Annotated in this window: 25 protein-coding genes and 2 riboswitches; of the genes, 20 read left to right on the forward strand and 5 right to left on the reverse strand. The window is 51.5% G+C overall.

Translation table 11 applies throughout. From position 1 onward, the window contains the following. The first annotated feature begins 7 nt into the window (after positions 1 to 7). The 8 genes from ACFSO0_RS19580 to ACFSO0_RS19615 all read left to right on the forward strand — a co-directional run bounded on the left by ACFSO0_RS19580 (position 8) and on the right by ACFSO0_RS19615 (position 5439). Positions 8 to 718, forward strand: coding sequence for an iron-containing redox enzyme family protein (locus ACFSO0_RS19580; protein ID WP_376883360.1), 711 nt, complete (start codon positions 8 to 10; stop codon positions 716 to 718). 130 nt (positions 719 to 848) lie between these two features. Then, positions 849 to 2315, forward strand: a complete 1467-nt coding sequence (locus tag ACFSO0_RS19585) for an aldehyde dehydrogenase family protein (RefSeq protein WP_376883362.1) — start codon at positions 849 to 851, stop codon at positions 2313 to 2315. A 33-nt stretch (positions 2316 to 2348) separates the two neighbouring features. Then, positions 2349 to 2822, forward strand: a complete 474-nt coding sequence (locus tag ACFSO0_RS19590) for a GlcG/HbpS family heme-binding protein (RefSeq protein ID WP_376883418.1) — start codon at positions 2349 to 2351, stop codon at positions 2820 to 2822. A 54-nt stretch (positions 2823 to 2876) separates the two neighbouring features. Continuing rightward, a complete protein-coding gene (locus ACFSO0_RS19595; RefSeq protein ID WP_376883364.1) occupies positions 2877 to 3467 on the forward strand; it encodes a chromate transporter in 591 nt (196 codons plus the stop codon). Then, positions 3464 to 3994, forward strand: coding sequence for a chromate transporter (locus ACFSO0_RS19600; protein WP_376883366.1), 531 nt, complete (start codon positions 3464 to 3466; stop codon positions 3992 to 3994). The genes ACFSO0_RS19595 and ACFSO0_RS19600 overlap by 4 nt, the downstream gene beginning before the upstream one ends. Before the next feature lie 88 nt (positions 3995 to 4082). Continuing rightward, positions 4083 to 4760: a GntR family transcriptional regulator gene (locus ACFSO0_RS19605; protein ID WP_376883368.1), complete on the forward strand. Its 678-nt coding sequence runs from the start codon at positions 4083 to 4085 to the stop codon at positions 4758 to 4760. 45 nt (positions 4761 to 4805) lie between these two features. Next, positions 4806 to 5090: a 2Fe-2S iron-sulfur cluster-binding protein gene (locus tag ACFSO0_RS19610; RefSeq protein ID WP_376883370.1), complete on the forward strand. Its 285-nt coding sequence runs from the start codon at positions 4806 to 4808 to the stop codon at positions 5088 to 5090. Positions 5091 to 5139: 49 nt separating this feature from the next. Next, a complete protein-coding gene (locus ACFSO0_RS19615) occupies positions 5140 to 5439 on the forward strand; it encodes a hypothetical protein (RefSeq protein WP_376883372.1) in 300 nt (99 codons plus the stop codon). A gap of 224 nt (positions 5440 to 5663) precedes the next feature. Here ACFSO0_RS19615 and ACFSO0_RS19620 read toward each other — a convergent pair whose 3' ends face one another. Next, the gene (locus ACFSO0_RS19620) at positions 5664 to 5999 is read right to left on the reverse strand and encodes a 2Fe-2S iron-sulfur cluster-binding protein (RefSeq protein ID WP_376883374.1); all 336 of its coding nucleotides are present in this window, start codon (positions 5997 to 5999) and stop codon (positions 5664 to 5666) included. A gap of 135 nt (positions 6000 to 6134) precedes the next feature. On the opposite strand from ACFSO0_RS19620, the gene nadX reads away from it, so the two are divergent. After that, positions 6135 to 6941, forward strand: coding sequence for an aspartate dehydrogenase (gene nadX, locus ACFSO0_RS19625; RefSeq protein WP_376883376.1), 807 nt, complete (start codon positions 6135 to 6137; stop codon positions 6939 to 6941). A 51-nt stretch (positions 6942 to 6992) separates the two neighbouring features. Beyond that, on the forward strand, positions 6993 to 7364 hold the full coding sequence (locus tag ACFSO0_RS19630; RefSeq protein ID WP_376883378.1) for a DoxX family protein: 372 nt from the start codon (positions 6993 to 6995) through the stop codon (positions 7362 to 7364). 41 nt (positions 7365 to 7405) lie between these two features. Here the strand turns inward: ACFSO0_RS19630 and helD are convergent, their stop codons facing one another. After that, entirely contained in the window at positions 7406 to 9760 is a 2355-nt protein-coding gene (helD, locus tag ACFSO0_RS19635) for an RNA polymerase recycling motor HelD (protein WP_376883380.1), read from the reverse strand. 415 nt (positions 9761 to 10175) lie between these two features. Then, entirely contained in the window at positions 10176 to 10550 is a 375-nt protein-coding gene (locus ACFSO0_RS19640; RefSeq protein ID WP_376883382.1) for a DUF423 domain-containing protein, read from the reverse strand. A gap of 191 nt (positions 10551 to 10741) precedes the next feature. On the opposite strand from ACFSO0_RS19640, the gene ACFSO0_RS19645 reads away from it, so the two are divergent. After that, complete coding sequence (locus ACFSO0_RS19645) at positions 10742 to 10924, forward strand: hypothetical protein (protein ID WP_376883384.1); 183 nt, start codon at positions 10742 to 10744, stop codon at positions 10922 to 10924. 112 nt (positions 10925 to 11036) lie between these two features. On the opposite strand, the gene ACFSO0_RS19650 is transcribed toward ACFSO0_RS19645, so the two are convergent. Continuing rightward, entirely contained in the window at positions 11037 to 13031 is a 1995-nt protein-coding gene (locus ACFSO0_RS19650; protein ID WP_376883420.1) for a bifunctional diguanylate cyclase/phosphodiesterase, read from the reverse strand. A 175-nt stretch (positions 13032 to 13206) separates the two neighbouring features. Further along, positions 13207 to 14304, reverse strand: coding sequence for a GGDEF domain-containing protein (locus ACFSO0_RS19655; protein ID WP_376883386.1), 1098 nt, complete (start codon positions 14302 to 14304; stop codon positions 13207 to 13209). Positions 14305 to 14388: 84 nt separating this feature from the next. Beyond that, positions 14389 to 14472: riboswitch (cyclic di-GMP riboswitch) on the reverse strand. A 174-nt stretch (positions 14473 to 14646) separates the two neighbouring features. Between ACFSO0_RS19655 and ACFSO0_RS19660 the strand changes: the two genes are divergently transcribed. From ACFSO0_RS19660 to ACFSO0_RS19700, 9 genes are all read left to right on the forward strand, one after another. After that, entirely contained in the window at positions 14647 to 16071 is a 1425-nt protein-coding gene (locus ACFSO0_RS19660; protein WP_376883388.1) for a SpoVR family protein, read from the forward strand. Between the two features lie 549 nt (positions 16072 to 16620). Beyond that, positions 16621 to 16706: riboswitch (cyclic di-GMP riboswitch) on the forward strand. Positions 16707 to 16781: 75 nt separating this feature from the next. Next, complete coding sequence (gene folE / locus ACFSO0_RS19665; RefSeq protein ID WP_376883390.1) at positions 16782 to 17366, forward strand: GTP cyclohydrolase I FolE; 585 nt, start codon at positions 16782 to 16784, stop codon at positions 17364 to 17366. A gap of 50 nt (positions 17367 to 17416) precedes the next feature. Continuing rightward, positions 17417 to 18238, forward strand: coding sequence for a 6-carboxytetrahydropterin synthase (locus tag ACFSO0_RS19670; protein ID WP_376883392.1), 822 nt, complete (start codon positions 17417 to 17419; stop codon positions 18236 to 18238). Beyond that, positions 18235 to 18954 carry an SDR family oxidoreductase gene (locus tag ACFSO0_RS19675; protein WP_376883394.1) on the forward strand — a complete coding sequence of 240 codons (720 nt, stop codon included), beginning with the start codon at positions 18235 to 18237 and terminating at the stop codon, positions 18952 to 18954. Before ACFSO0_RS19670 ends, ACFSO0_RS19675 begins: the two co-directional genes overlap by 4 nt. Positions 18955 to 18969: 15 nt before the next feature. Then, a complete protein-coding gene (locus ACFSO0_RS19680; protein WP_376883396.1) occupies positions 18970 to 19938 on the forward strand; it encodes an ATP-binding protein in 969 nt (322 codons plus the stop codon). Continuing rightward, complete coding sequence (locus ACFSO0_RS19685) at positions 19919 to 20986, forward strand: alpha/beta hydrolase (RefSeq protein WP_376883398.1); 1068 nt, start codon at positions 19919 to 19921, stop codon at positions 20984 to 20986. The genes ACFSO0_RS19680 and ACFSO0_RS19685 overlap by 20 nt, the downstream gene beginning before the upstream one ends. Positions 20987 to 20992: 6 nt before the next feature. Further along, the gene (locus ACFSO0_RS19690; RefSeq protein ID WP_376883400.1) at positions 20993 to 22567 is read left to right on the forward strand and encodes a HAMP domain-containing protein; all 1575 of its coding nucleotides are present in this window, start codon (positions 20993 to 20995) and stop codon (positions 22565 to 22567) included. 70 nt (positions 22568 to 22637) lie between these two features. After that, entirely contained in the window at positions 22638 to 22949 is a 312-nt protein-coding gene (locus ACFSO0_RS19695) for an STAS domain-containing protein (protein ID WP_376883402.1), read from the forward strand. A 4-nt stretch (positions 22950 to 22953) separates the two neighbouring features. Beyond that, the gene (locus ACFSO0_RS19700) at positions 22954 to 23757 is read left to right on the forward strand and encodes a PP2C family protein-serine/threonine phosphatase (protein WP_376883404.1); all 804 of its coding nucleotides are present in this window, start codon (positions 22954 to 22956) and stop codon (positions 23755 to 23757) included. The last annotated feature ends 35 nt before the right edge of the window (positions 23758 to 23792 follow it).

Here is a 23792-nt window from a genome sequence, read left to right on the forward strand (position 1 = left end):
CTTTACGATGGCAGAAACATTGACAAAACCAGCTTTGATGAACAAAGAGGAATTCCGTCGCGCGTTGGAACAGGCAATCGAAGGAAACGCAGTTGCGAAGGCGCCGTTCACAACCATGTGGGCCAACGGGGAATTGAAAAAAGAGCACTTCGCCGCTTGGGTAGAACAACATTACGCATACGTCGGTCCATTTGCCGAATACCTTGGTTACATTTACGCCAATTGTCCGCATGAAGACGCAAGAGACTTCCTGCTGCAAAACATGTGGGAGGAAGAGCTGGGCGGCGACCGCCACACAGACCTTTTGATCCGCTTCGGTGAAGCCTGCGGAACGACCCGCGAACGCATCGAGTCCATGGAGAATCTGCTGCCAGAGACGATCGGGCTGCAATCGTGGTGCTACCGGATGGCTTTCCGGGAAAACTTCCTGTACGCAACCGCAGCGCTGGTAGTCGGCCTCGAATCGCAAGTGCCGGCCATCTACCGCAGACAGACTCCGACGCTGCGTGAGAAATACGGCTTCACCGATGAAGAAGTGGAATTCTTCGACCTGCACATCGTCTCCGATGAAATTCACGGCGAGCGCGGCTATCAAATCGTGCTGGAATACGCAAAAACGCCGGAAGAGCAACAACGCTGCATCGAGATCGTAGAAGAAGCGACGAAAATGCGCAGAATGTATCTCGCAGCCATCTCTCGTGAGTTCTGTGCGCAATAATCAGAGGATTGGGTCAGCCAGAGCAGTTGGATAACCAGCAACATACCCGAGAAGCAAGCCATTCTCGGGTATTGCTTTACAAACAGATGAATCACATCAGCCCCATGCACAAGAAGGAAAGGGGATAGTCATGGCAATCGAAACGACCGTACAAACCTTCCAGAACCTGATCAACGGGGAATGGATCAACTCGACAGGCAATGCCACCTTTGAGAGCATCAATCCGGCCAATCGCTCCGACATCGTGGGAAGATTTCAGTCTTCCGTGGAAGAGGACGTAGTTCTGGCGATCGAATCCGCAGAGCGTGCGTTTCAGACGTGGCGGAACGTGGCGCCGAGCAAGCGCGCGGAAATCTTGTACAAAGCAGCAGATCTGCTGGAGGCGGGTCTGGAGCAATACGCGCTGGAGCTGACGAGGGAAGAAGGCAAGACGCTGGCCAGCAGCCGGATGGAGGTCAAACGTTCCGCCCAGACGCTGCGCTACTACGCCTTTGAAGGATTGAACATTTCCGGGGAAACGCTCCCCTCCGACGATCCGACCACCTCGATCTACACGAAAAAGGAGCCGCTCGGTGTCGTGACTGTCATCACCCCGTGGAACTTCCCGATCTCCATTCCGGCGCGCAAAATTGCCCCGGCGCTGGTGACGGGCAACACAGTCGTGTTCAAGCCCGCCTCGGATACGCCGCTGATCGCACTGCGGCTCGTTCAGGCGCTGCACGAAGCGGGACTTCCGGCAGGTGTGCTCAACTTCGTGACCGGCTCCGCTTCCCGAACCGGTCACACGCTCGTTACCCACCCTGCTGTCAAAGCGGTGACGTTTACAGGCTCTACCGGCGCAGGCGAGACGATCCAGCGCTCCGTGCGGCTGTCCACGCGCATCCAGCTCGAGCTCGGAGGGAAAAATCCGCTGCTCGTCATGGAAGATGCGAATGTGGAGCAGGCGGCAGAGCTGGCGATCAAGGGCGGTTTCGAGCTGACTGGTCAGGCGTGCACAGGTACGAGCAGGGTCATCGTCATGGATGAGGTGCACGACCGCTTCGTCCGCGCGCTGGTCGAGAAGACCGGTAAGCTTTCCGTCGGCGACGGCTGCTGTCAGGGAGTCGAGATCGGGCCGCTGGCGAACGCCAGTCAGCTGAAAAATGTGCTCGAGTATATCGAGATCGGCAAGGCAGAAGGTGCCGAGCTGGTGTATGGCGGCGAACAGCTGACGAACGGCGATTACGCGCACGGCTACTTCGTCCGCCCGGCGATTTTTACGAACGTGAAGCCAACGATGCGCATCGCGCAGGAGGAGATTTTCGGGCCGGTTATTTCTGTCATCCGGGTGAGCTCTTTCCAGGAGGCAATTGAGATCGCAAATAATGTGGAATACGGCTTGTCGGCCGCCATCTGCACCACAGACCCTGCCCGGATTCAGCATTTTGTAAACAACGTTCAGGCGGGAGTCGTCAAGGTGAACCGCCCGACGACCGGCAATGCGCCGCAGGTGCCGTTCGGCGGAGTAAAAATGTCCAGCACGGCAACGTACCGCGAGTCCGGCCGGGGAGCATTGGAGTTTTATACGCAAATCAAAAGCGTTTATCACGGAGTGTAATTATGAAAGCACGGAAGGAAGGCGGGAGCAATGATGAAGTCAGTCTTGAAGCTGGAGCTGGAGGAAGCAAAAGTGATGATAGAGGCAGCCAAAAAGGCTGCGGAGGAAGTCCATGCGCTGGAGTCGATCTGCATTGTGGACGACGGGGGCCATGTCATCGCGCTGGAGCGGATGAACGGGGGCAGAATCACGGGACCGGAAATTGCGATGGCCAAAGCGTTCACGGCGAGCGGACATAAACGTTCCACCCATTTGTTCAACCAGCCGGGCGGACCGGCGACGACAACCGGTGAAGCATTCGGTATCCATGTGATGCTGCCAGGCAAGTTTGCGATCTTCGTGGGGGGCTATCCGATCGTCGTCAATGGCGAGGTCGTCGGCGGCGTCGGGGTCAGCGGAGGCAACGGAGAACAGGATACGGCTGTAGGGACGGCAGCGCTGCGCGCACTGCAGGAATATTTGGGACCCGACTACGAAGTGCTGACGCAGGCGGACATCAAGAAGTAGGAGGCGGGTTGACCGGCCTCGCAATGTCAGGGAAAAGGCAGGTGGAGTGAAGCGATGGTGCTGCGGGATCTGTTCCTCGGATTTTTTCGGATCGGCATTCTCGGGTACGGCGGCGGGCCGACGATGATCCCCCTCGTTCACGCGGAAGCGGTGCAGAAGTACAAGTGGATGACGGACGAAGAGTTTACGGATGTGCTGGCGATGGGAAACGCTTTGCCGGGACCAATCGCCACCAAAATGGCAGGATATATCGGCTACAAGGTAAGGGGAGCAGCCGGTGCGACAGTAGCGATCGTAGCGATGGTGCTGCCTGTGCTGTTCGCGATGATTCTCCTCCTTGGCCTCATCTACAAGCTGAAAGACTCGGGCATCGTCGGCGGAATGACGCACGGCGTACAGCCGATCATCGGCGTGATGATGGCGGTGATGGCCTACGAGTTTTTCCTGAAGTCGTGGAAGAGCTGGATCAAAAGCAGGACGATCGCCTGGACGGTCGTGTCTATAGCTGCGCTGGTCCTTCTGGACGTCAATCCGGGTCTGCTTATCGGGATCGCGCTCGCTTATGCCTTCACCGAGTCGACCTGCGTGGTCAAAAGGCAAAAGAAACAACAGGCGGCCTCGCCGGATAGGGGTATATCGGCATGATTCTGCTGCACTTATTTTGGGCCTTTTTCATCCCGAACATATTGGGATACGGCGGCGGGCCTCCGATCATTCCCCTGCTGCAGGCAGAGGTAGTCGACCACTACGGCTGGATGACGCTGGAGCAGTTCGGAGACGTGCTTGCCCTGGGCAATGCGCTGCCAAGTCCGATTGCGACCAAGCTGGCCGGGTACATCGGCTATCAGGTGGCCGGCATCCCGGGAGCGATCGTCGCCCTGATTGCCACTATTGCCCCGACTGCAATTGCCATGGTGATTTTGTACAAATTTCTGCACCTGTTCAAAAATTCGCCGCAGGTGTCGGCGATGACGCAAATTGTGCGTCCCATCGTCGCCGTCCTGCTGGGAACGCTGGCCTTTCAGTTCTTTGCGAGCGCCTACGAAGCTACGGGAATTTGGCAAACGGCCGCGCTTTCTGCCGTCAGCCTCATCACCTTGGAAAAGCTGAAAATTCATCCGGGTATCGTCGTGGCGGGCGGGCTTTTGTACGGAGGCGTATTTTTGCAATAGGGCAATGGGCATATCTTTGAAAAGGGTTGTTGTCAGTCGCTAATCAGATCGATTACACTAAAGAAAACAACTCTCGGAGGTATACCAGATGCCAAATACGTCTGTTATTTGGAAAGATGAGGACTTAAGCCCGATTCGGGACAAGGTTTACCAATATATCAAGCAAGCAATCGTTCAAGGGATTTACAAGTCAGGGGAGCGGATCATCGAACGCGAACTGGCGGATCAGTTGAATGTCAGCCGGACCCCGATCCGTGAAGCGCTGTTTCGCCTCGAATCTCAAGGCTTTGTCAAAACATTGCCGCGCAAAGGCGTAGTCGTCTCCCAGCTCTCTCCCGAAGAAGTCGTGGAAATCTTCACAATACTCGGCTCATTGGAGAGCCTGGCGATGAAGTTGGCAGCGCAGAGGGCCACCCCTGAAGCGCGCGAGGAGCTGAGGCGGATCATTGACGAGATCGACGCAGAGCTGTCCAAGCCCGATATGAACCAGGAGTATAAAAGTGTCCATTTCGATATCAACGAGGTCATTTGCCGCGCCGCGAAAAGCCCCAGACTGACGCAGATGCTCGATGGCCTGTCCGATTACATCCGGGCGTTCGTCTACGTCGGCTATGAGCTTCCGGGCAGGCAACGCAAAGCAATGGAAGAGCATCGGGCAATCGCCATGGCGGTGTACAACGGTGAAGCCGAGTTGGTCGAGAGTTTGACCAAGATTCATCTGGAAAATTCCAAGCGCGCGTATTTGGAAGCTCTTGAAAAGCAATAACGCAACTGGCTGTCCCGGATTCTTGCTGCAGATGGAGGTATGTTCATGCCGAACGTGAAGTTACATCAGAACGGTCAAATCATTCAGCAAGAGGTTGGGCCCAACAGCAACCTGGTCGTATTGGCCGGAATCAAAAAATTCCCCCATCTGAAGTACGGATGTGGCATGGGCAAATGTACGAGATGCACGGTAAAAGTGCTGTCAGGCGGAGAGTCGCTTCCTGAGCCAAACTGGAAGGAGCAAAAGATGCTCGGTGACAAACTCTCGCAGGGCTACCGTCTGGCATGCCAGCTTTACATTCAGGATGATATCGAGCTTTGTCAGGAGTAGTCGCCAGCAGAGCGAAGGAAAACATTCTTACACATTGGAGGGTTTAAGGATGAGCCAATACATTATGGTATCTACGACAGAGCGGTACAAAACAGTTACGGACAATCCGGATCTTGAAGTAATCGCAGCGTACGAATACTTTTTCTTCGGCAAGAAAAAGACGACCTTCTCCATTTGCAAGATCAAAAACCCGATCACGAGAATTGTCATTCAGGGAGTTTCCGAAGTATTCCCGGACAACAGCATCCCGATCAAAGTTTTCCCGAAATTCGAGTCGACGGCAGAGATCGAAAAAGAAATTTACGAGCTTGATCTCGATGAAGACAGCAAGATCGTCAAGGTTCATTGACGATGATCGCAGATAAGAGGGGCAGGTGAAGAAACCAGCTCCTCTTTTTTGATGGATGCAGCGTCGAACAGCCGCCGCGTTCCCGTTTCCGCCCGTGGCAAAGCCGGACAGACGACAAAAAAATGCATCCCCCAAACCCCGCGCTGGAATAGTGAATCCAGTTGCTTGCGTGTTCGGTGAATGCATCTCGGTGTTGCTCTTCATCTATAAGCTCCCAATCTTCCTTACTGGGCGGCGTTGATCCGTCTTTGGGCGATCTTGTTCAGCCTCTCCACGTCTTCCTCGCCCCAGGAAATGGTGACATCTCCGGTCACGAAGGTTTGGCAGGCGAGACGGAAACCTTGCTCGATTTTTTCGCTCCCGAGCCGGTCGATTTCCTTTTTCATGACCTTGCTGAGGTTTTCCTGTCCATCCACAATTTGTACCCGACAGGTACCGCAAAGTCCGCCGCCGCATTTGAACGGAACGGCTCCCTCGTACCGGATGGAAGTGCGGAGGAGATTCGCGTCTTTCTCCACTTCGATGGTTTTTCCTGACGTATGAAAAGTAATAGATGGCACAAGCTTCCCTCCCTTGATTGTATGAGCCTAGTATATCATAGAGCTTTGGTTTATGGTATACCAAATACGATAATTTTGTTATGATTAAGAAAGATCGTACAATTCAAATACAATCAGAGGAAAACGGGAGGGCTTATGATTACTATCGGAGTGATTGGCTACGGAACGATCGGCGAGGATGTCGTACAAGCAATTATGCAGGGGTGTGAGGAAGGCGTGCAGGTAGCGTCCATTCTGGTGCGAGACCGCTCCCGATACCAGGTGCAGCCCGAGATTGCGGAGCTGATGACAGAACAGGAAGAGGTTTTTTTCTCCTATGATTTCGATATCGTGGTGGAGAGTGCGGGGCACGAGGCGATCAAGCGGTACGGGGAAAAAGTGCTGGAGCATGGCGCGGATCTCCTCGTCGTCAGCGTAGGGGCCTTTGCTGACAAAGAGCTGCAGGAGAGGCTGATGAAGAAGGCCGCGGAAAAACGGCGGAAAATTATCATCCCGTCAGCGGCGATCGGGGGACTGGACCGGATCGCGGCAGGCAGCCTCGGCCCGATGGAGGAAGTGACGCTCATCACGAGAAAGCCGCCCAAAGCGTGGTACGGCACCTTGATCGAACAGCAGGTAAATCTGGCGGAGCTGGACGAGCCGTATTGCGCATTCGAGGGAGTGGCGCGCGATTCGGCGCGGCTGTTTCCGGAGAGCGTGAACGTCTCAGCTGCGCTGAGTCTGGCAGGCGTGGGTTTCGACCGGACCAAAGTGAAGGTATTCGTCGATCCGCACATTACGCACAACACGCATGAGATCGAAGCGAAGGGCAAGTTCGGGCAGATCAAGCTGCAAATCCAGAATACGCCGTCCGCCCGCAACCCGAAAACAGGCTATATCGTCGCCATGAGCGTTCGGAAGACGCTGCGCGACCGGGCGTCCCACTTCGTCATCGGGGTGTAAAAGAATTGATTGTCCCTCCCCGCGCATAAGGTAGTAAGGGAGGGGGACAGGATGGCAGAGGAAAAAGCGTTTGCCGCCATGCGGATCGTGATGGGCATCATCTTTCTCGTGCACGGGTTTGCCAAGCTGCAAAAGGGTATGGCTGCGGTCGCGGCGATCTTTGCGGCTCTCGGTCTGCCGGGATGGCTGGCTTATCCGGTGACGGCAGTGGAGATCGCAGGAGGTCTCGCCTTGATCCTTGGCATCTGGGCGCGCCCTGCGGCCTGGGCGCTTGCAGCCGTCATGGCGGGAGCGATCGCGACGGTCAAATGGGAGCACGGCTTCATGGGGCAGGGCGGAAAAACCGGGTACGAGTTCGATCTCATCCTGCTCGCCGTCGCGGTCTGCGTCGGCGTGAAACAAAGCGAAAAGAGGTCCGGCTGACGACATACTGCGTGCAGCCGGGCCTCTTTATTATCGGAAAGCTATCCTTGTATCCGCTCGTAGCTGTCTGCTGCAACTGCGTTGAGGAAGGGGCTTGCCTCGCCGACGCTGTACAGGTGCAGCTCGTGCATGGCGCGGGTGCATGCCGTGTAGAACAGCTTGCGTTCGCTCTCCCGGTGATAGCGGGAAGCGGAGGCGTCGTAGAGGAGCACCGCGTCGAACTCCATGCCTTTTGCCAAATAAGAAGGGATGATCAATGCCCCGTTCTCGTAGGAGATCGCCCGCGTGCTGACCAGTTGGATGTCCAGTTTGTCTCGCAGACGCAGGTAGGCTTCCTGCGCCTCCGCAGCCGTCTTGGTAACGATTGCGATGGTCTGGTGGCCGCCTGCTTGCAGCTGCCGTATCCGGCCTGCGATTTTTTCTGCGAGCGCTTCCTGATCGAAGACGATGGTCACACTCGGCTTGGGGCCGGACCGCTGGAACGGCTCGATCCCTTCGCCGCCTTCCACCAGCTGGCGGGTGAAAGTGACGATCGGCTCCGTCGAGCGGTAGCTTTTCGTCAGGACGAATGTCTCTGTCTGCTCCGGCTCGTACAGCGAAGCGACTGCGTCAAAGCCCGCACTGTCGCAGGCATGGGCGTAGATGGCCTGATTCCAGTCGCCCAGCACCGTCATTTTGGCCCGGGGAAAGAGCCGCTTTAGCAAGGCGAACTGAAACGGTGAATAGTCCTGCGCTTCGTCGATGAACACGTGGCGGACGGAGTTGTTGGTCTGAAAGCCTTCCAGCTTTTCCAGCAGGTACAAAAACGGCGGCGTGTCCTCGCAGGTCAGTTCGCCTCGGTCCAATCGCTCCACCGTCTGCCTGCAGATCGCGTCCCAGCGAGGCGGACGTTCGGCTGCCAAAATGGCGGGCGACGCGAGCGCGGAATCGGCAAAAAGCTGGCGGTACGTCGCTGCCGCATCGATGAATTGCAGCTCGCGGACGAATGCGCGCAGCGGGGAAAACGCCTGCTTCACGACCCGGGCCGAGAGCAACTCCTGTTCGCGCTCGAAATCGTCAAAGGTGTCTTCTTCGTACTGATTTTTCCGGCGCAGCTGCTGATAGACGGCTGCATGCACGTCTTTGTCCAACAGCTGCAGCTCATCCTCGACCCACGGCTTGGTGCTCTCCCTTTTCTCCAGCCTTTTCAGCTCGCCGAGCAGCCATCTGGCGACGAGAGCCATCCGGTTCGGGATTGATATGGTGGAGCCGAGGGAGTAGAACTGCTCGCGAATGCGCCCGGCGCTGATGAGGACACGGTCCCTAAAGACGATAGGGCGAAACTGGATGCCGTTTTCCTTGAGCAGCTCGGCGTATTCGTCGAGCGCCTGCATAAATCGCGGCGATGTTTTGAAGCCGATGCCCGCAAGCCGTTCGGCATAGCCCGGCTCCTCCATGGCGGTCAGCACGTACTCCATCTGCTCAAGCGGGTGCTCCAGCGTAAAGAGGGAGCCGAGCCGGTGCTGGGCGTAGTCCTGAAACGTCGTCTGCTGCATGTTTTCCTCGCCCAGCTCGGGGAGAACCGTGGAGACGTAGCTGTTGAACAGGGAGTTCGGCGAGAACAGCACGATCTGCTCGGCGCGCAACGTTTTGCGGTAGCGGTAGAGCAAATAGGCGATCCGCTGCAGCGCTGCCGACGTCTTTCCGCTGCCCGCCGCACCGGAGACGATGACCAGACGGCTGTGCTCGTTGCGAATGATGCGGTTCTGGTCCTTTTGGATCGTGGCGACGATGCTCTTCATCTGCGTGTCGGCATGCTTGCCCAGCACTTCCTGCAGCAGCTCGTCGCCGATCGTGACGCCGGTGTCAAACAGATGGAGCAGCTTTCCGTCGCGGATCATGTACTGCCGTTTGCAGGTGATTTCTCCCGAGACCGTCCCGTCCGGCGTCTCGTACGCGGCAGGGCCAGGGGCGTAATCGTAGTACAGGCTGGAGATCGGGGCGCGCCAGTCGTAGACGAGAAACTGCTCCTCGTGCTCATCCAGCAGGGAGGCGATCCCCAAATAGATCGGTTCTGCGGACGGGTCGGACGATTCGCGAAAGTCGATCCGGCCGAAGTAGGGAGACTGCACGAGTCGTTTCAGCGTCCGCAGCTGGCTGACGGCGTGCCTGTGGATGCGTTCGCGCTCTGACAGCACCTCCGCCTGCTGCTTGATGCTGGCGTACGTCTCTACGGCTTCGATCGCGTCCTCGAAGTTGACGGTGACATCATCCCAAAAATGCTTGCGGATTCCGACGATGTCTGCGCTAATGTCCGTGACATGCTCCTGCAGGTCAGCGATCCTTCTGTTGATTTCAGCAATGACCCGCTCAACCCGCTGTTCTTCCTTTTGTTTGTCCTGGTCAGTTCTGCTCATGATCCCGCTCCTTTTTTTTGCCCATTTTCGGCTGAAGGGTTTGACAAGTGCCCTCGTTATGTGATAAGATAAAGTTGGATAAAAATGAGCAATGTTTTATAGTTCGTTTCAAAAGACCAATTTCCATTCTAACACAGGGAACTTGGTGTTTCAATATGTGCAGCGGAGATTTATGTAGGGAACGTCAGCGGGGTGCGAGGTCACTCCGCTTTTTTGTATTTTTCGCCCGCACAAGTGCGCTACAGCGGGACTTGGACGATGGGAGAAAGCGAGACTTGTGCCCAGGCGCGGCACATCCCTCGTACACTGGCTGCTCCCGCCGGCCTGCGGAAAAGCGCGATAATAAAGCAAAACGCCCGGGCAGCTCCGTGGAGCCGCAGCGGGCGTTCTCTTTGGACAACGGGCGGCTCGCCTGCTACGAGACGACCTTCCATGCGTGAATGGCGAGCAGTGCCCAGCCGATGAGGAACAGCACGCCGCCGATCGGGGTGATCGCGCCCAGCACCTTGACGCCGGACATAGCCAGCGCGTACAGGCTGCCGGAGAAAAAGATCGTTCCGATGGCGAAGCACCAGCCCGCCCAGGACAGACCGGAGGCGTCCGGGTACCATTTGAGCAGCAGGGCGACCAGCACGAGTGCCAGCGCATGGGTCGTCTGATAGGTAACCCCTGTGTGGAAAACGCCCAGGGAGTACTCGTCCAGCTTCCCCTTCAGGGCGTGTGCGCCGAACGCGCCCAGCGCCACAGACAAAAATCCGCTGATACTGCCCAGCATCAAAAACAACTTCATGAGTGATTCACTCCTAACGTCCATTCGTCGACATCCCTTTTATTTTACTGCAAAAAGACGCTCCATGCCCAATTGCAATTTGATGAATGGTGGTTTGGACCAGCGTACAGACCGCTTGTCACATCCCGGCATAAAGTGAAGTATCGCAGCGATCCTACATAGCCTTCGCTGCATCGGGAGGTGATAGTAAGATGAACAAATGGCTTTCGCTTGCCGGCGGTCTTCTCGGTGGCTATGCCTTGCTGAAAACCCCGCTCGAAGGCAGTTTCCTGAACGGACTCAATACACTGGTAGACGGAATCGGCCTGATCGCGATGCTGGTCTTCTCGGGTGCTCTTATTTATGCGGGCGTACGCGACTGGTTCCAGAAATAAGGCGAGATTGTGATTCTGTAATCTCCTGCTAGGATGGACTTACCCGGATGAAAAAGAACTTGGATTTCCTCCAAGCTCTTTTTCGTTCAGTCGGTCTGATTCCGGATCAAATTTATGAAAGGGACTGCTGCTGGATACGCTCCAGTTCCAGGGGGAGTTGATCCGGGTGCAGGGGCGGGCTGAACAGGAATCCCTGGATTTGTTGGCATCGTTGCTCCCGCAGGAAATGCAATTGATCCTGGCGTTCCACCCCTTCCGCGATCACTTCCATTTCCAGATGATTGGCAATGGAGAGAATCATGGAGATGATCGCGGCATCATGTTTGCTGGTGGTGATGTCGAGAACAAAGGAGCGATCAATTTTTAACCGGTTAATGGGAAACTCTTTCAGATACAGCAGGGAGGAGTACCCTGTTCCAAAATCATCCAAAGCGATTCTTACGCCCAACTCCTTTAATTTCCGCATCGTTTCGATGGCGTGGCTGACGTTCATCGTCATGCTTTCCGTGATCTCGAGTTCCAGAAAATGAGGAGCAAGCCCGCATTCCTTTAGAATCCGGTCGATCATGTCCACCAAATCCTGTTGGAAAAATTGGCGCATGGAAAGGTTGATGGAAACGCTAAGAGACGAAAATCCCATGTCATGCCATTGCTTCAGCTGCGCGCAAGCCGTTTTCAGCACCCATTCCCCGATCGGCACAATTAACCCGGTCTCTTCGGCGAGGGGGATGAACTGCATCGGGGATATTCGGCCACGGACAGGATGGTCCCAGCGAATCAACGCCTCTAAGGAAATTACTTTGCCCGTCTGAATATCGATCTGCGGTTGGTACACGACGAGAAACTCATTCTGGGCCAAGGCTTTATGCAGATCTTGCTCAAGAACCAGGCGGTCCAGAAGCTGCTTGTCCATGGAGGGATGGAAACGCTTGAAGCGCTTGACCTCTCGCTGTGCTTCATTTTTGGCGATCTGGGCGTACTTGATCAGATCGTTTGTGCCCTGCCCGTCGTCCGGATAGACGGCCATCCCGACGCTGACGGTAAGGTTGAACAGGAGATGCTGGATTTGAAAGGGCTCCTTCATGGCTTCCTGAATCCGGCAACAGGCGTCGACTGCTTCTTCATCAGCCGTGGGAGAAGTGAAGAACAGCGTAAATTCATCGCTTCTCATGCGGCTGAGGACGACCCCTTCCGGCAAGGATGCGCGAATGCGCTGTGCTACGGATTGGAGGACCAAATCCCCGAAGGACATCCCCAAAGATTCATTGATGGCACTGAACCGGTCAATATCGAGCAGGAGGACGGCAATTTTCTCCTGTTTGTTCCGGGACAGGGCTTCTGTCAGCTTTTCCGTAAAATAGCGCGAATTCGTAAGACCGGTCAACTCGTCATGGTAGGCCATGAAGGTGATGTACTCCTGATCTTTTTTCAGCTTTTGGAAAGGCTCCTTCACGGAGATGTGATGAAGGGCATGGAGCAGAAAGGCAAAGGCCGCCAGCTGAAAGAGATGTCCGGACAGATTGGCGAAGTCATACACATTCGGATAAGCCGTAAAGATGATGTCGCTGACGATCAGATACACAGAGGCGACCAGCAGCATCAGGTTCAGTGCAGGAGCCGTACAAAAGGACTTGATGCAAAAAAACAGGCATAAAGTCTGAATGGCAATCGCCACATACTGCAACGAGTTCTTGACTGCAGTTGTGCCTGCTCCTTCCACGACGAGCTCGGGCAACAGCTTGTCAGGGGCGTATATGATCACCATCCAGATGAGCGAATACGCCAGGCAGAGGGAGTAGGCGATCCATCGGTGATGGGGGCGGGCCTGTTTTTCATTTGCCGCGACAAAAACAAACATCCCGACTGCCTGCGTGAGCCGGGCGATCATGTAAAACCACGTTGCCTTATAAGCGGAGCTTTCCGACAAAAAGTGAGGCATTCCTGGAAAGGTGATGGCGTGCAGCAGCTCCAGGACACCTACGGAACCGAAAAGCGCTCCAATCCAAAGCCGTTTTTGGGACAAGACATGGGGAGAAAATATCCATGCCGAAATGGCTACTGCCAGGGATGAGGTAGTAACCAGCAGCTCTATGATCAAGTGAACCATCACAAAGTCATCGGTTCCGCCAAATCCATGCCACTCCTTTTGGAGAAGGAAAAGAGCGACCAAAAAGGACAGAGAAAATACGATGACCCATCGATTTTGAAGGAAAAACGTTTTTCTGCAGTTCGGATCGCGTTGAGTTCCCCCTTTCCATTCCAATCCCGAATGTCCTGTGAAATCAGATGCCTTCAGCATAGTGTGTCTGGTTCCTCCCGTTGTTTTTTGAATCATAAAGGGACTTGTCGGCCTGTTCAATCGCTTGTTGCAGCATGTTGCCATCGTGCAATTGCGAAACGCCGATAGAGACGGTTACTTTCATCAAATGGGTTCGCTTCTCCGTATAAAAGGAGGCGCTGCCGATTTTCTGTCGAATGGCATCCACCAGGGAGATCATCGTCTCTTTCTCATCGACGGCCAGAAAGAGAATGAACTCTTCCCCGCCGTACCTTCCAATCGTGGCATGCTCTGGTCCCAGGGCGTGAGCGACTTCCGTGACGATCAGGCTGGAGACCCCTTTCAGGACGAAATCGCCTGCGACATGTCCATAGGTGTCATTAATCGCTTTGAAGTAATCAATATCGATCATGATGATATACTTCCGCTTGTTTGTATGAGGATACGAGTTGACAGCCTTATGGAAGGAACGAATGTTGTACAAGCCTGTCAACGGGTCGTGGTCAGCGTAATATTGAAGCGTTTGCTTCACCTGCAGTTCCCGTTCCGCCCGGCCGATTAACACGTAGAGAATCAAGGCTGTTGTCACGCAAGTAGTGAGCCGGATTGCCATGAGCTGCTTGAAAACCATAAAGCCATCCGGGACCCAGAAAATGATGGGCACATCCGAGATGAACCAGGCAACGCAAGTGAGAACGATCAAGGATGGGAGATGCAGCTTTGGTGATTGGCGGATCGATTTGTAGAGCAAAGCGGCGAGAACCGGGAGAACCATTCCGAAAATGATCCCGGGAAAGGAACCTTCACCCCCCAGGCTCAGGCGCCAAAGACTGGTGATAAGCAATGTCGGGATAACCGCTTTCCATCCCAAAAGCACGGCCATAACCACCAACGGAATCAGCCGCAGATCGAAGCGGTACTCCCCGTACTGGATGGGCAAATAAAACATGCTGATGACGGCGAGCGATACCACGAGAATCCTTCCGATGCGAACGAAGGAGGGAGAGAGCTTGCCCTCATTTTTCACCAATTCCACCAAGCAAGCGTGCATGAAAAAAATAATCGCCACATTGGAAAGTATGGACTGAATCACCGCATTCATCATCCCCCCTCCTTCCTGACAAGGTTTGATTTTGGCTCCAGAATCGCCAAAATTGCCCATAAAAAAACCGACCTTATCTACATTCAAAAACAGGGTCGGTTGCACTACTCGCTCCCAGCCATTCAAGTGCCCAGATGTGAATGGGTGTTCATCGCTTCCACAAGGTTATGATTGTTTGCAAGTTGTAAATGGTTAAAATAGCGTAATTAATGACATTATAGCCACATTTCCGCAGATCGTCTATGATGAATCACCTGATATCTTTTCGGCAGTGCCGTCGTCTTTTGCCGGCTTTCCCCATATATATAAAAGTAGGCTTTGGCAAATGGGAGGGGAAGGGCATTGACCAACGAAGAACGCAAAGAGCTGGAGCGGTCCATTGATGAAATAACCGAGATTGCCAAGGGGTTCGGCCTTGATTTTTACCCGATGCGCTACGAAATCTGCCCGGCGGATATTATCTATACGTTTGGAGCTTACGGCATGCCGACGCGGTTTTCGCACTGGAGCTTCGGCAAATCGTTCTACCGGATGAAGCTGTCGTACGATCTGAATTTGAGCAAAATCTACGAATTGGTCATCAACTCGAATCCGTGCTACGCCTTTTTGCTGGACGGCAACTCGCTGATCCAAAACAAGCTGATCGTGGCACACGTGCTCGCCCACTGCGATTTTTTCAAAAACAACATGCGCTTTTCCAACACGAACCGGGACATGGTCGAGAGCATGGCAGCCAGCTCCGAGCGCATCCGCCAGTACGAGATCGAATACGGCAAGGAAGCAGTGGAAAATTTCCTCGATGCGTGCCTGGCGATTCAGGAGCACATCGACCCGAGCCTGCTGCGACCCAAGCTGCGCTGGAAACGCGAACCGGAGGAGCCTGCGAAAAGAAGCAAACCGGAACGCCACTCGCCGTACGACGATCTGTGGGGGCTGGACGGCCAGGAAAAGCAAGCCGAGAGCGAGCCGGCAAAGCCAGTGCGCAAATTCCCGCCCGAGCCGGAAAAAGACCTGCTGCTGTTCATCATGGAGTACAGCACCGTCCTGGAGGATTGGCAGCGGGACGTGCTGACGATCATCCGCGACGAGATGCTCTACTTCTGGCCGCAGCTGGAGACGAAGATCATGAACGAAGGCTGGGCGACCTACTGGCACATGCGCATCCTGCGGGAAATGGAACTGACGGAGGCAGAGACCATCGATTTCGCCAAGCTGCATTCCTCTGTCATCCAGCCGTCTGCAACGAGCATCAACCCGTATCATTTGGGGCTGAAAATTTTTGAGGACATCGAACGGCGCTGGGATCATCCGACCAAGGAGGAGCAGGAGCGATTCGGCCGCAAGCCCGGGGAGGGACGCGCAAAAATTTTCGAGGTGCGCGAGCTGGAATCGGACATCAGCTTCATCAGCAACTTTCTGACGAAGGAACTGGTGAACGACCTGGATCTGTACATGTTCGGCAAGCAGGGCAATGATTGGGTCGTCACGGATAAACAATGGGAGCAGGTGCGGGACGGCTTGGCGGGTGCACGGGTCAACGGCGGCTTCCCGTACCTGATGGTCCACGACGGAGATTATTTGCGGTCGGGCGAGCTGCTGTTGAAGCATCATTTCGAGGGGCTGGAGCTGGATGTGAAGTACGTGGAAAAAACGCTGCCGTACCTCTATTCACTATGGGGGAAAAGCGTCCATCTGGAGACAGTCATCGAGGATCGCCAGGTCTTGTTTACGTACGATGGCAAGAAAGTGCACCGCCGTTTTTTGTGAGGTGCCGGCATAGAGCCGCAAGCTCGGGGAGTGAACCGGGTTTGCGGCTTTTGCTGTCGAAGGAGACTATACGATTTGGCAGAGCATCGGGTAATACAACGAAAAATCCGGATGCAGATGGAAAGCGCGGGTCCTACTATATATTATGAAAATTATTCTTTTGGCTTAGTGATATATTAGTTGGCAAATTTGTTTTAATTTACTAGTTGACGGAATGATTATTACATGAATTGGTGATTTCAGGATTGAAATGAATCAAAAACGAAGGTAGAATAATGAAAAAGAGATTCGACAAAATCAGTCAAAATTTCTATTTACACGATATTTTTTGGTTAATTAGTCTTATGTACATGAATGATAAGTAGGTCTATTTGCTTGGGGAAGCGAAGCGGTATGAAGAGGAAATAACAACTCATGCCAGTGTAAAACCAGACGTCTTTCCAGGTAATATGGAACTGGGACAAAAGTCGCAAGAATGTCTGAAATTGTTGAATAATAATTGAATATGTCGAATGTTGACATCATTATTAATCGTCAACAGAAATTCCTTATGAAAAATGGCAAACCCATTGAAAGATGGGGACGCAAAGCCACGGGTCTAAAGCAGGAAACGCTATGATAGCCGGGTTGCCGAATTGGGAATGGGTATTTGTAAAAAATCCAGTCCTTAAATCGGACTGGATTTTTAATTTAATAGAGGGGGTCTTGCTATGAAGCCGCTAGCAACGAGCAACTTGATCCAGAACGATGTCATCGAAGAAGGCATTCGCAATATTTTGAAGGAAATAGGCGAAGACCCGGAACGCGAGGGGCTTTTGGATACCCCGAAACGAGTTGCAAAAATGTACCGGGAAGTTTTTTCCGGGGTAGGGGTAAATCCTGAGACGGCATTGACCACTACGTTTGAAGAACAGTATGACGGCATCATTACGGTAAAGGATATTAGCTACTATACGTTTTGCGAGCACCATATCATCCCTTTTTACGGTAAGGCACATATTGGATACATACCAGATGGAAGAATCGTAGGGTTAAGCAAATTTGCCAGATTGGTGGAACTCGTGTCCCAACGGCCGCAGGTGCAGGAGAGAATGACGACGCAAATTGCTGATGCCATACGGAATGTGCTGAACCCAAAAGGAGTGATCGTGACGGTGGAAGGGACTCACCTGTGCATGTGCGCGAGAGGGATCAAAAAACCAGGCACAGTTACCGTGACGACGGTGAAAAAGGGATTGTTTGCCGAAAATACGGCGCTATGTGAAGAGTTTGAACGCTCCCTTGCAAGGCAATAGAACGCAAAGATCAGCAAATGCAAAGAACCTGCCAGACAAGGAGGTCAAACGTGCTCTATTTATCGCGAAGAATCGATTTTTCGGCCACTCATGTCTATCGTGTACCCGTGTGGAGTGATGAAGAAAATCGCCGCGTATTCGGCCGCTGCAATAATCCGAGCGGACACGGGCATGATTACAGACTCGAAGTAATGGTCAAAGGGCCTTTGAACGAGAAAACGGGCATTGTGATCAATACGACTGCGATTAAAGAAATGGTCACATCGTTTGTAGAAGAGGAGCTGGACGGGAAATTTCTGGATCGGGAGCATCCCTTTTTTCAGCAACACATTCCAACCACGGAAAACCTGGTCAATTATATCTGGGGTTCTCTTGAAAATCGGTTTGAAGGTTGCGAATTGCATCGGATTCGATTGCATGAAAACCATTATTTGTCTGCAGAAAGGGAGGGTGGTTCCATGACCAGACTTACACGCAAATATCATTTTTGTGCGGCACATCGCTTGGACAGCAAATATCTGTCTCCGGAGGAAAATCTGGCGCTGTTCGGAAAATGTAACAATCCGCATGGTCACGGACACAACTATTACCTTGATGTAACGGTCCAGGGAGAACCTGACCCGATCACTGGAATGATTATCAACCTGTCTGAACTGGATGAGATCGTCGAGACTGTCGTCCTGAATAAATTTGACCACAAACATTTGAATCTGGATACGGAAGAATTCAAGGATTTGAACCCGACATCGGAGGTGGTTGCGATGGTGATTTATAACATGTTGCATCCGCATCTTCCGCAACTGCATAAGATCGGTCTTTGGGAAACCGAAAAAAATTATTTTGAGTTTTTCGGAACGGGTGAGCAATCATGATTGATTTTGGGCAGCTCAGAGGAAGGACAATCGCAATTACCGGCGCGTCCAAAGGGATTGGGAAAGCAACAGCGGTGTTTTTGGACCAACTGGGAGCCAATCTTGTTCTTGGGGCAAGAAATGAAAACGGATTAAAGTCTGTTGCTTCCCAAATGCATTCAAATCCCCTGGTGATGTCTTTGGATGTTACAGATGAAAGCTCTGTTCGCCGTTTTGCGGGACAAGCCATATCGACATACGGGAAAGTCGATGTGCTCATCAATTGTGCGGGGATCGGCGTGTTTCAGCCTACGCTGACGATGGACACCGATGATTTCGACCGAATGGTTTCGGTAAATCTGAGGGGAACGTTTCTTTGCTGCAAGCACTTTGGGCAACATATGGTTCAAAACCACGGGGGGAGGATCATTAATCTCGTCTCGATTGCCGGCACAACTGCGCTGTCCGGTTGCGGCGGATATTCCGCTTCCAAATTCGGGGTGTTGGGTCTGACGAGAGTGCTGCAGATGGAGCTTCGGGGGAAAGGTGTCCAGGTGACGGCCGTTTTACCAGGCGCAGTCCATACTCCATTGTGGGATTTAGTAGAACCAAAACCGGATACATCGCAAATGATCCCGGTGGAATCATTAGCCAAGCATATCGTTTATCTGCTGTGCCAGCCTGAAGGTGCCGTCATTGATGAAATCACTATCATGCCCCCGTTGGGCATTTTGTGAGGGGGCAACTACCTTGTGAGATCAATACTAAACAAGATATTAGGCAATAAAGACCAATGGAAATCAAAGCCAGGGCCACAAGTACAATTTCCTCAACCTATATCGATCGACAGTCCTTTCGACGCTCAAAAACGAGCATTGATCGGATTGCTTGCACGCAAGCTGGCAAAGCGGCTCAATACCGATAAATCGCTTCAAGACAGCCTGATCTATTTGCCTTTTACCATGGAAACATTTGCAGAGAATCAAGCGGACGAGGCTGATTATCTTCTCTTCTTGTCCAACTGCATGGTGAACTGGATCATGGAAAACGAAGACGTGTATCTCCTTGTTCGTGAATTGCAGTTGCCGGGTAAATACCACGAAAGTTTTTTGAAAGTCTATGAGGAGGAAAAAGAAAACATATCCTCTATCTTTCATCCGAAAGAAGCAAAGAAATGCGGCGATTCAACAGAAGAAGGTGAAGTATGGCAAGTCTATCGTGACGTCATGTATGCCGTAACCCAGGGGAAGTTTCTTTTGGTGTCAAAACGTGAAATAGAAAAGTACAAGGATGGCAAAGTCTTGTGCGAAGCAGCCATAAAAGTGCGTTCGGATATTCCGAAAGCGAGGGAAATCGCCAAAAGTTGTCTGCTCCAAACGGGATTTAGCCATATGCAGATTACAAGTTTGCTTCTGGTCATATCTGAAGCGATTACGAATGTTCTCAAACATGCGGTAGAAGGAAAAATGGTCATTGTGCAAAATGGTCAGCATGTGAATGTAATCGTTGAAGACAGAGGTCCGGGCTTTGATTTGAAACTCCTTCCGAACTCCACATTGATGGTGGGTTATTCCACCAAGAAGTCACTTGGACAAGGCTTCACTCTCATGATGAAAATGGCCGATCAGCTTCTCTTGTCTACATCTTCTGAAGGTTCTTGCGTCATTCTTGTTTTTTATTATGAAGAGGGCGGGAAAAAGAATGAAGACCTTGCTATCTGAAAGGACCATCAATAGAACGATCAGAACTTCTTTACTCATCGATCAGTTTTGGGAGAGATGGCTTGTTCACGGAGTTGATGCCGACGATCTGTCCAAGGTTCGGCCTGAACTTATTTCCGCAGAACATTGGATTGATCGTTGGCATTCACTGGCGAAAGAGAAAAAAAAGCATGCCGATTTCGTAAAGAGCGAAGGCTTGATTGCCGAAGCAGAATATATGTACCGTTTGACGGGCTTGTATTACAATCTCGTTTACTGGCTTTTCCCAACGCGTACCCCTGAAAAAGAAAAATGGTATAAAAAGTGTTTGGAAATGTTTCGCATAGCTGATTGTATATCCCCTGTTCAAACGCAGTATGAATGGATCGAAGTCGACCGCCATAAATGTGCGGGCCGAATTCGCATCCCTGATCATTCGCGAGGGATCATGATTATCGTCAATCCGATTGATTCATCCAAGGAAGAGTTGTTTACATACGAATCAGATTTTCTGAAAGCTGGCTTTACTACAGTTAGTTTTGACGGGCCGGGGCAGGGTGAGAGCTATGTGTTACACGGTTTGCAAGGTACCAAAAAGCGCTGGGAAGAATTCATGGGCCAATTAATCGATTTTGCTTCCGATCTCTTTCCAAACAAGCCAATTTATTTATTTGGGACTAGCTTGGGAGCTTCATGGGCGCTTTACGGAAGCTGTTTCGCAAAAATTAAAAAAACGGTAGCCGTCAGTCCTGCGGTTGAGTTTGAAAAATTGAATCTCCCAGGATATTTTCTTGGTCGAATGGAATGTTCATGTACGCTTGCTCCCGGACATACTCCCATTCCGGATTTCAGGGAATTATCGTATCGGTCGCCGACAGTTGTTTTCCACGGAAAGAAAGACCAGATGGTGACTTCGGCTGATATGTATGAATTATTCAACTTGTTGCCTGCAGAAAAGAAGCTCGTTGAGTACGAAGAGGAAGGGCATTGCTGCAATAACAAATTGGATGAAATTCGCCAAATCGCTATGCAGTGGGTGGAAGCAGAAAATGAATGGGAGGGAGGTTAACTTTTCATGAACAGGAAACAACACAAATCATTGCTTCAACAGTTTTTGAGCCGAATTTTCTTCGTTTTGATTATCATATCCGTGATAACCGGCGTGGTCCAACTGTATCTCATCAATCAACAAATAACGCTGGAGACGGATAATCAGGCATTCATGATTGCCGAGAGCATTAACAAAGGCATCGAGGAAACATTACTCGCCTCAAGCGCAATCGAACACCAAATCGATTTGAAGTTGATATCCTATGCAGAACGTATTGCGGATCGGTTACAGAACAAAAATTTACAGATGATTACAAATGAAGAACTGATAGCGACAAGGGATGAAATGGGAGTCGCGGGTATAACGATACTTGCGAAAACGGAAGGAGACATCGTAGGTGTTCTGTCTACCGAACCGCAGGATATTGGTTTCAGTTTGAAAAAGGTAGGATTTTTGGAAGCGGCGGACAACTTGCTGAATGGAAGAAAAGTAAGTGTCCCGGGTGCCACATTTCTTGAAAACAATATGGTGGTCCTGCCAATCGCGCAGTCAGAATCACATGTTGACCAACCTGCCTTCTATAAATATTCCTACTATCACCCTCCTGGAAAGCCTTACATCATCAATGTTTTTATCGAAGCCGGAGAAGTTTATCAATTTACGCGGGAAATTGGTCCGGATGTCTGGATTTCCAAGGTGAGGAAAGAAAACAGCAACGTCAAGGAAATTGGAATTTTAACGCCAAAGGTATTTGCTGACCCATCATTGGAACAAAAACTATACCCTCCGCTGAAGAAGATCGTACACGGCACATTCAATTATGAAAGCGATGAAGATATCAGACTCCTGACACAACTGTCGGTACAACCCAAAGTCGTCACTTCGATACAGAGCATCGACAAGAAAAAAATCTACAAGATGTTTCTGCCGATCAAGGATGACAAGGTCGTCTATATAGCTCTGGATTTTGACGAAATCCGTTCTCCACTGGTGCGGCATTCGGTCATCCTCATTGTCTCCGGTTTCGTTTCTTTGGTTGCGTTATTTGCGCTGACTGCGAGATTTTTCGCGAAGATTTATAAAGACATCCAGAAAATTATTGCGCAAATGAAACAACTGGAAACCGGCGATTTAACGGCGAGAAGCGACGTAACCGCCAAGGGGGAACTTGGAGATTTGTCTCATTCGGTAAATAAAATGACGTATGCGCTTCGCAGGTTGCTAACGGATACGCACAAAAAGGCAATACAAGCCCAAAGAGTAGCTGTTGTACTGGAAGCAGAAGCGAACCATTCGGTGGAAAAGGCATTTTCGCTCTCCATGGAAAAAACCGCTACAGCAAGAGATTCAATAGATGAGATCTTTTTCTGCCTGGATCAGGTGGAAGAACTTCTGGAGCAGCAAAAAGAGAATTCAAAGGCAACAGAAATCTTGGACAAGATCAATCGGATTCGCGATTGGGCCAAAGAGAGGACGAATAATACAACGGAAATCACCATTACATTAGCCGACTTGTTAAAATCCCTTCATGCCCAGTCCAGTGAACTATCGGATATCGCGAATGTACTGTTGCAAAAGATGGAGCGTTTTAAACTCTAAGTAACTGTACTTATATTCTGCAAGCCCTGATGAGCGGCACAGTTTGACGCAGCGATTGGGAGGAATTGTCATGAGCTTAGTGATGAAAGAGGAAATTCATGGATCAACCTTATGTGTGAAAGTTATAGGTCTGATGGATTATTCCACTGTAGAAAACTTTATGGTGGAAATTCCTGACGACATGACCGAGATCATCATTGATTTTTCTGGCCTGGATTTTATTGATTCCACCGGAATAGGTTCCATACTTTCCATCATTCATGCCGCAGCTGACCGTGGTATTGCCGTTACGTTTGAAGGGTTGAACAAGGAGACTCATGATTTATTCGAGACGGTAGGGGTTTACAGAATCAAGGAGGCCCTTCTTAAAGGAGGGCAATAAGCAGATGTTTTGCAATCTGATGAACCAAGAGCAGAATAACATGGATTCATACCTTTCCTTGAAACGGGAAATTCAACTGGCAAGGAAAATTCAAAGGCAATTGTTAAATGGAGAAAAGCCGGTATTGCCAAACAGTGAAGTTTCAGGATTTTCCATTCCGGCCAGGATGATCGGCGGAGACTACTTCGATTTCTATCCGCTTTCCGATGGGAGAGTCAGGATCATCATCGGGGATGTTATGGGGAAAGGGATACCGGCTGCCATGCTCATGATTCTGACTCGCGGGGCATTTCGCAGCGCGGCGGAAGTGACTCAGGGACCGGGAGAAACCCTTACTTCCATGAATAAAGCAATTTACAAGGATTTGCGGACATTAAACTCGTTCGTCACTGTATTTTGTGCAGATTGGGACCCCGTTACCGGCAATATTGTCTACGCCAATGCCGGTCATTACATGCCGGTACTCGTTCGCGAAAACCTAGAGGCCTTTGAACTGCCAGATCTCAAAGGGGTGATGCTAGGCGGATTGCCCGATCAGGTTTATCAGGAAAAACAGCTCCGTTTATTGGAGGGGGATACGCTGTTCTTCTATACGGACGGGATCGTGGAGGCGCAAAATGGCAAAGGGGAGATGTTCCAAATCGAACGTCTCAATGAAACGCTGATACAAAATGCGCATAAAACGGCATCCGAGCTTGAAACGATTGTGATCGAGACGTTAACCAGCTTTACGGAAGGTTCACCGCAGAGGGATGATATCACGATGGTGATTTTGAAAGTCGGTAAAGGAAGAGACGACCAGTGTTAAAGAACCTGTCACTTCTCCTTAAGGAGGATAAAAAT

It is taken from the genome of Brevibacillus sp. GCM10020057, from assembly GCF_042683565.1.
Classification (GTDB): Bacteria; Bacillota; Bacilli; order Brevibacillales; family Brevibacillaceae; genus Brevibacillus.

Coding starts and splice junctions, on each gene's coding strand:
- ACFSO0_RS19685 (WP_376883398.1), top strand. CDS start 19,919: ATGAAGACCTTGCTATCTGAAAGGACCATCAATAGAACGATCAGAACT.
- ACFSO0_RS19630 (WP_376883378.1), top strand. CDS start 6,993: ATGGCAGAGGAAAAAGCGTTTGCCGCCATGCGGATCGTGATGGGCATC.
- ACFSO0_RS19700 (WP_376883404.1), top strand. CDS start 22,954: ATGTTTTGCAATCTGATGAACCAAGAGCAGAATAACATGGATTCATAC.
- ACFSO0_RS19645 (WP_376883384.1), top strand. CDS start 10,742: ATGAACAAATGGCTTTCGCTTGCCGGCGGTCTTCTCGGTGGCTATGCC.
- ACFSO0_RS19585 (WP_376883362.1), top strand. CDS start 849: ATGGCAATCGAAACGACCGTACAAACCTTCCAGAACCTGATCAACGGG.
- ACFSO0_RS19590 (WP_376883418.1), top strand. CDS start 2,349: ATGAAGTCAGTCTTGAAGCTGGAGCTGGAGGAAGCAAAAGTGATGATA.
- ACFSO0_RS19675 (WP_376883394.1), top strand. CDS start 18,235: ATGATTGATTTTGGGCAGCTCAGAGGAAGGACAATCGCAATTACCGGC.
- ACFSO0_RS19640 (WP_376883382.1), bottom strand. CDS start 10,550: ATGAAGTTGTTTTTGATGCTGGGCAGTATCAGCGGATTTTTGTCTGTG.
- ACFSO0_RS19695 (WP_376883402.1), top strand. CDS start 22,638: ATGAGCTTAGTGATGAAAGAGGAAATTCATGGATCAACCTTATGTGTG.
- ACFSO0_RS19650 (WP_376883420.1), bottom strand. CDS start 13,031: ATGGTTCACTTGATCATAGAGCTGCTGGTTACTACCTCATCCCTGGCA.
- ACFSO0_RS19595 (WP_376883364.1), top strand. CDS start 2,877: ATGGTGCTGCGGGATCTGTTCCTCGGATTTTTTCGGATCGGCATTCTC.
- nadX (WP_376883376.1), top strand. CDS start 6,135: ATGATTACTATCGGAGTGATTGGCTACGGAACGATCGGCGAGGATGTC.
- ACFSO0_RS19580 (WP_376883360.1), top strand. CDS start 8: ATGGCAGAAACATTGACAAAACCAGCTTTGATGAACAAAGAGGAATTC.
- folE (WP_376883390.1), top strand. CDS start 16,782: ATGAAGCCGCTAGCAACGAGCAACTTGATCCAGAACGATGTCATCGAA.
- ACFSO0_RS19605 (WP_376883368.1), top strand. CDS start 4,083: ATGCCAAATACGTCTGTTATTTGGAAAGATGAGGACTTAAGCCCGATT.
- ACFSO0_RS19655 (WP_376883386.1), bottom strand. CDS start 14,304: ATGAATGCGGTGATTCAGTCCATACTTTCCAATGTGGCGATTATTTTT.
- ACFSO0_RS19690 (WP_376883400.1), top strand. CDS start 20,993: ATGAACAGGAAACAACACAAATCATTGCTTCAACAGTTTTTGAGCCGA.
- ACFSO0_RS19615 (WP_376883372.1), top strand. CDS start 5,140: ATGAGCCAATACATTATGGTATCTACGACAGAGCGGTACAAAACAGTT.
- ACFSO0_RS19600 (WP_376883366.1), top strand. CDS start 3,464: ATGATTCTGCTGCACTTATTTTGGGCCTTTTTCATCCCGAACATATTG.
- helD (WP_376883380.1), bottom strand. CDS start 9,760: ATGAGCAGAACTGACCAGGACAAACAAAAGGAAGAACAGCGGGTTGAG.
- ACFSO0_RS19610 (WP_376883370.1), top strand. CDS start 4,806: ATGCCGAACGTGAAGTTACATCAGAACGGTCAAATCATTCAGCAAGAG.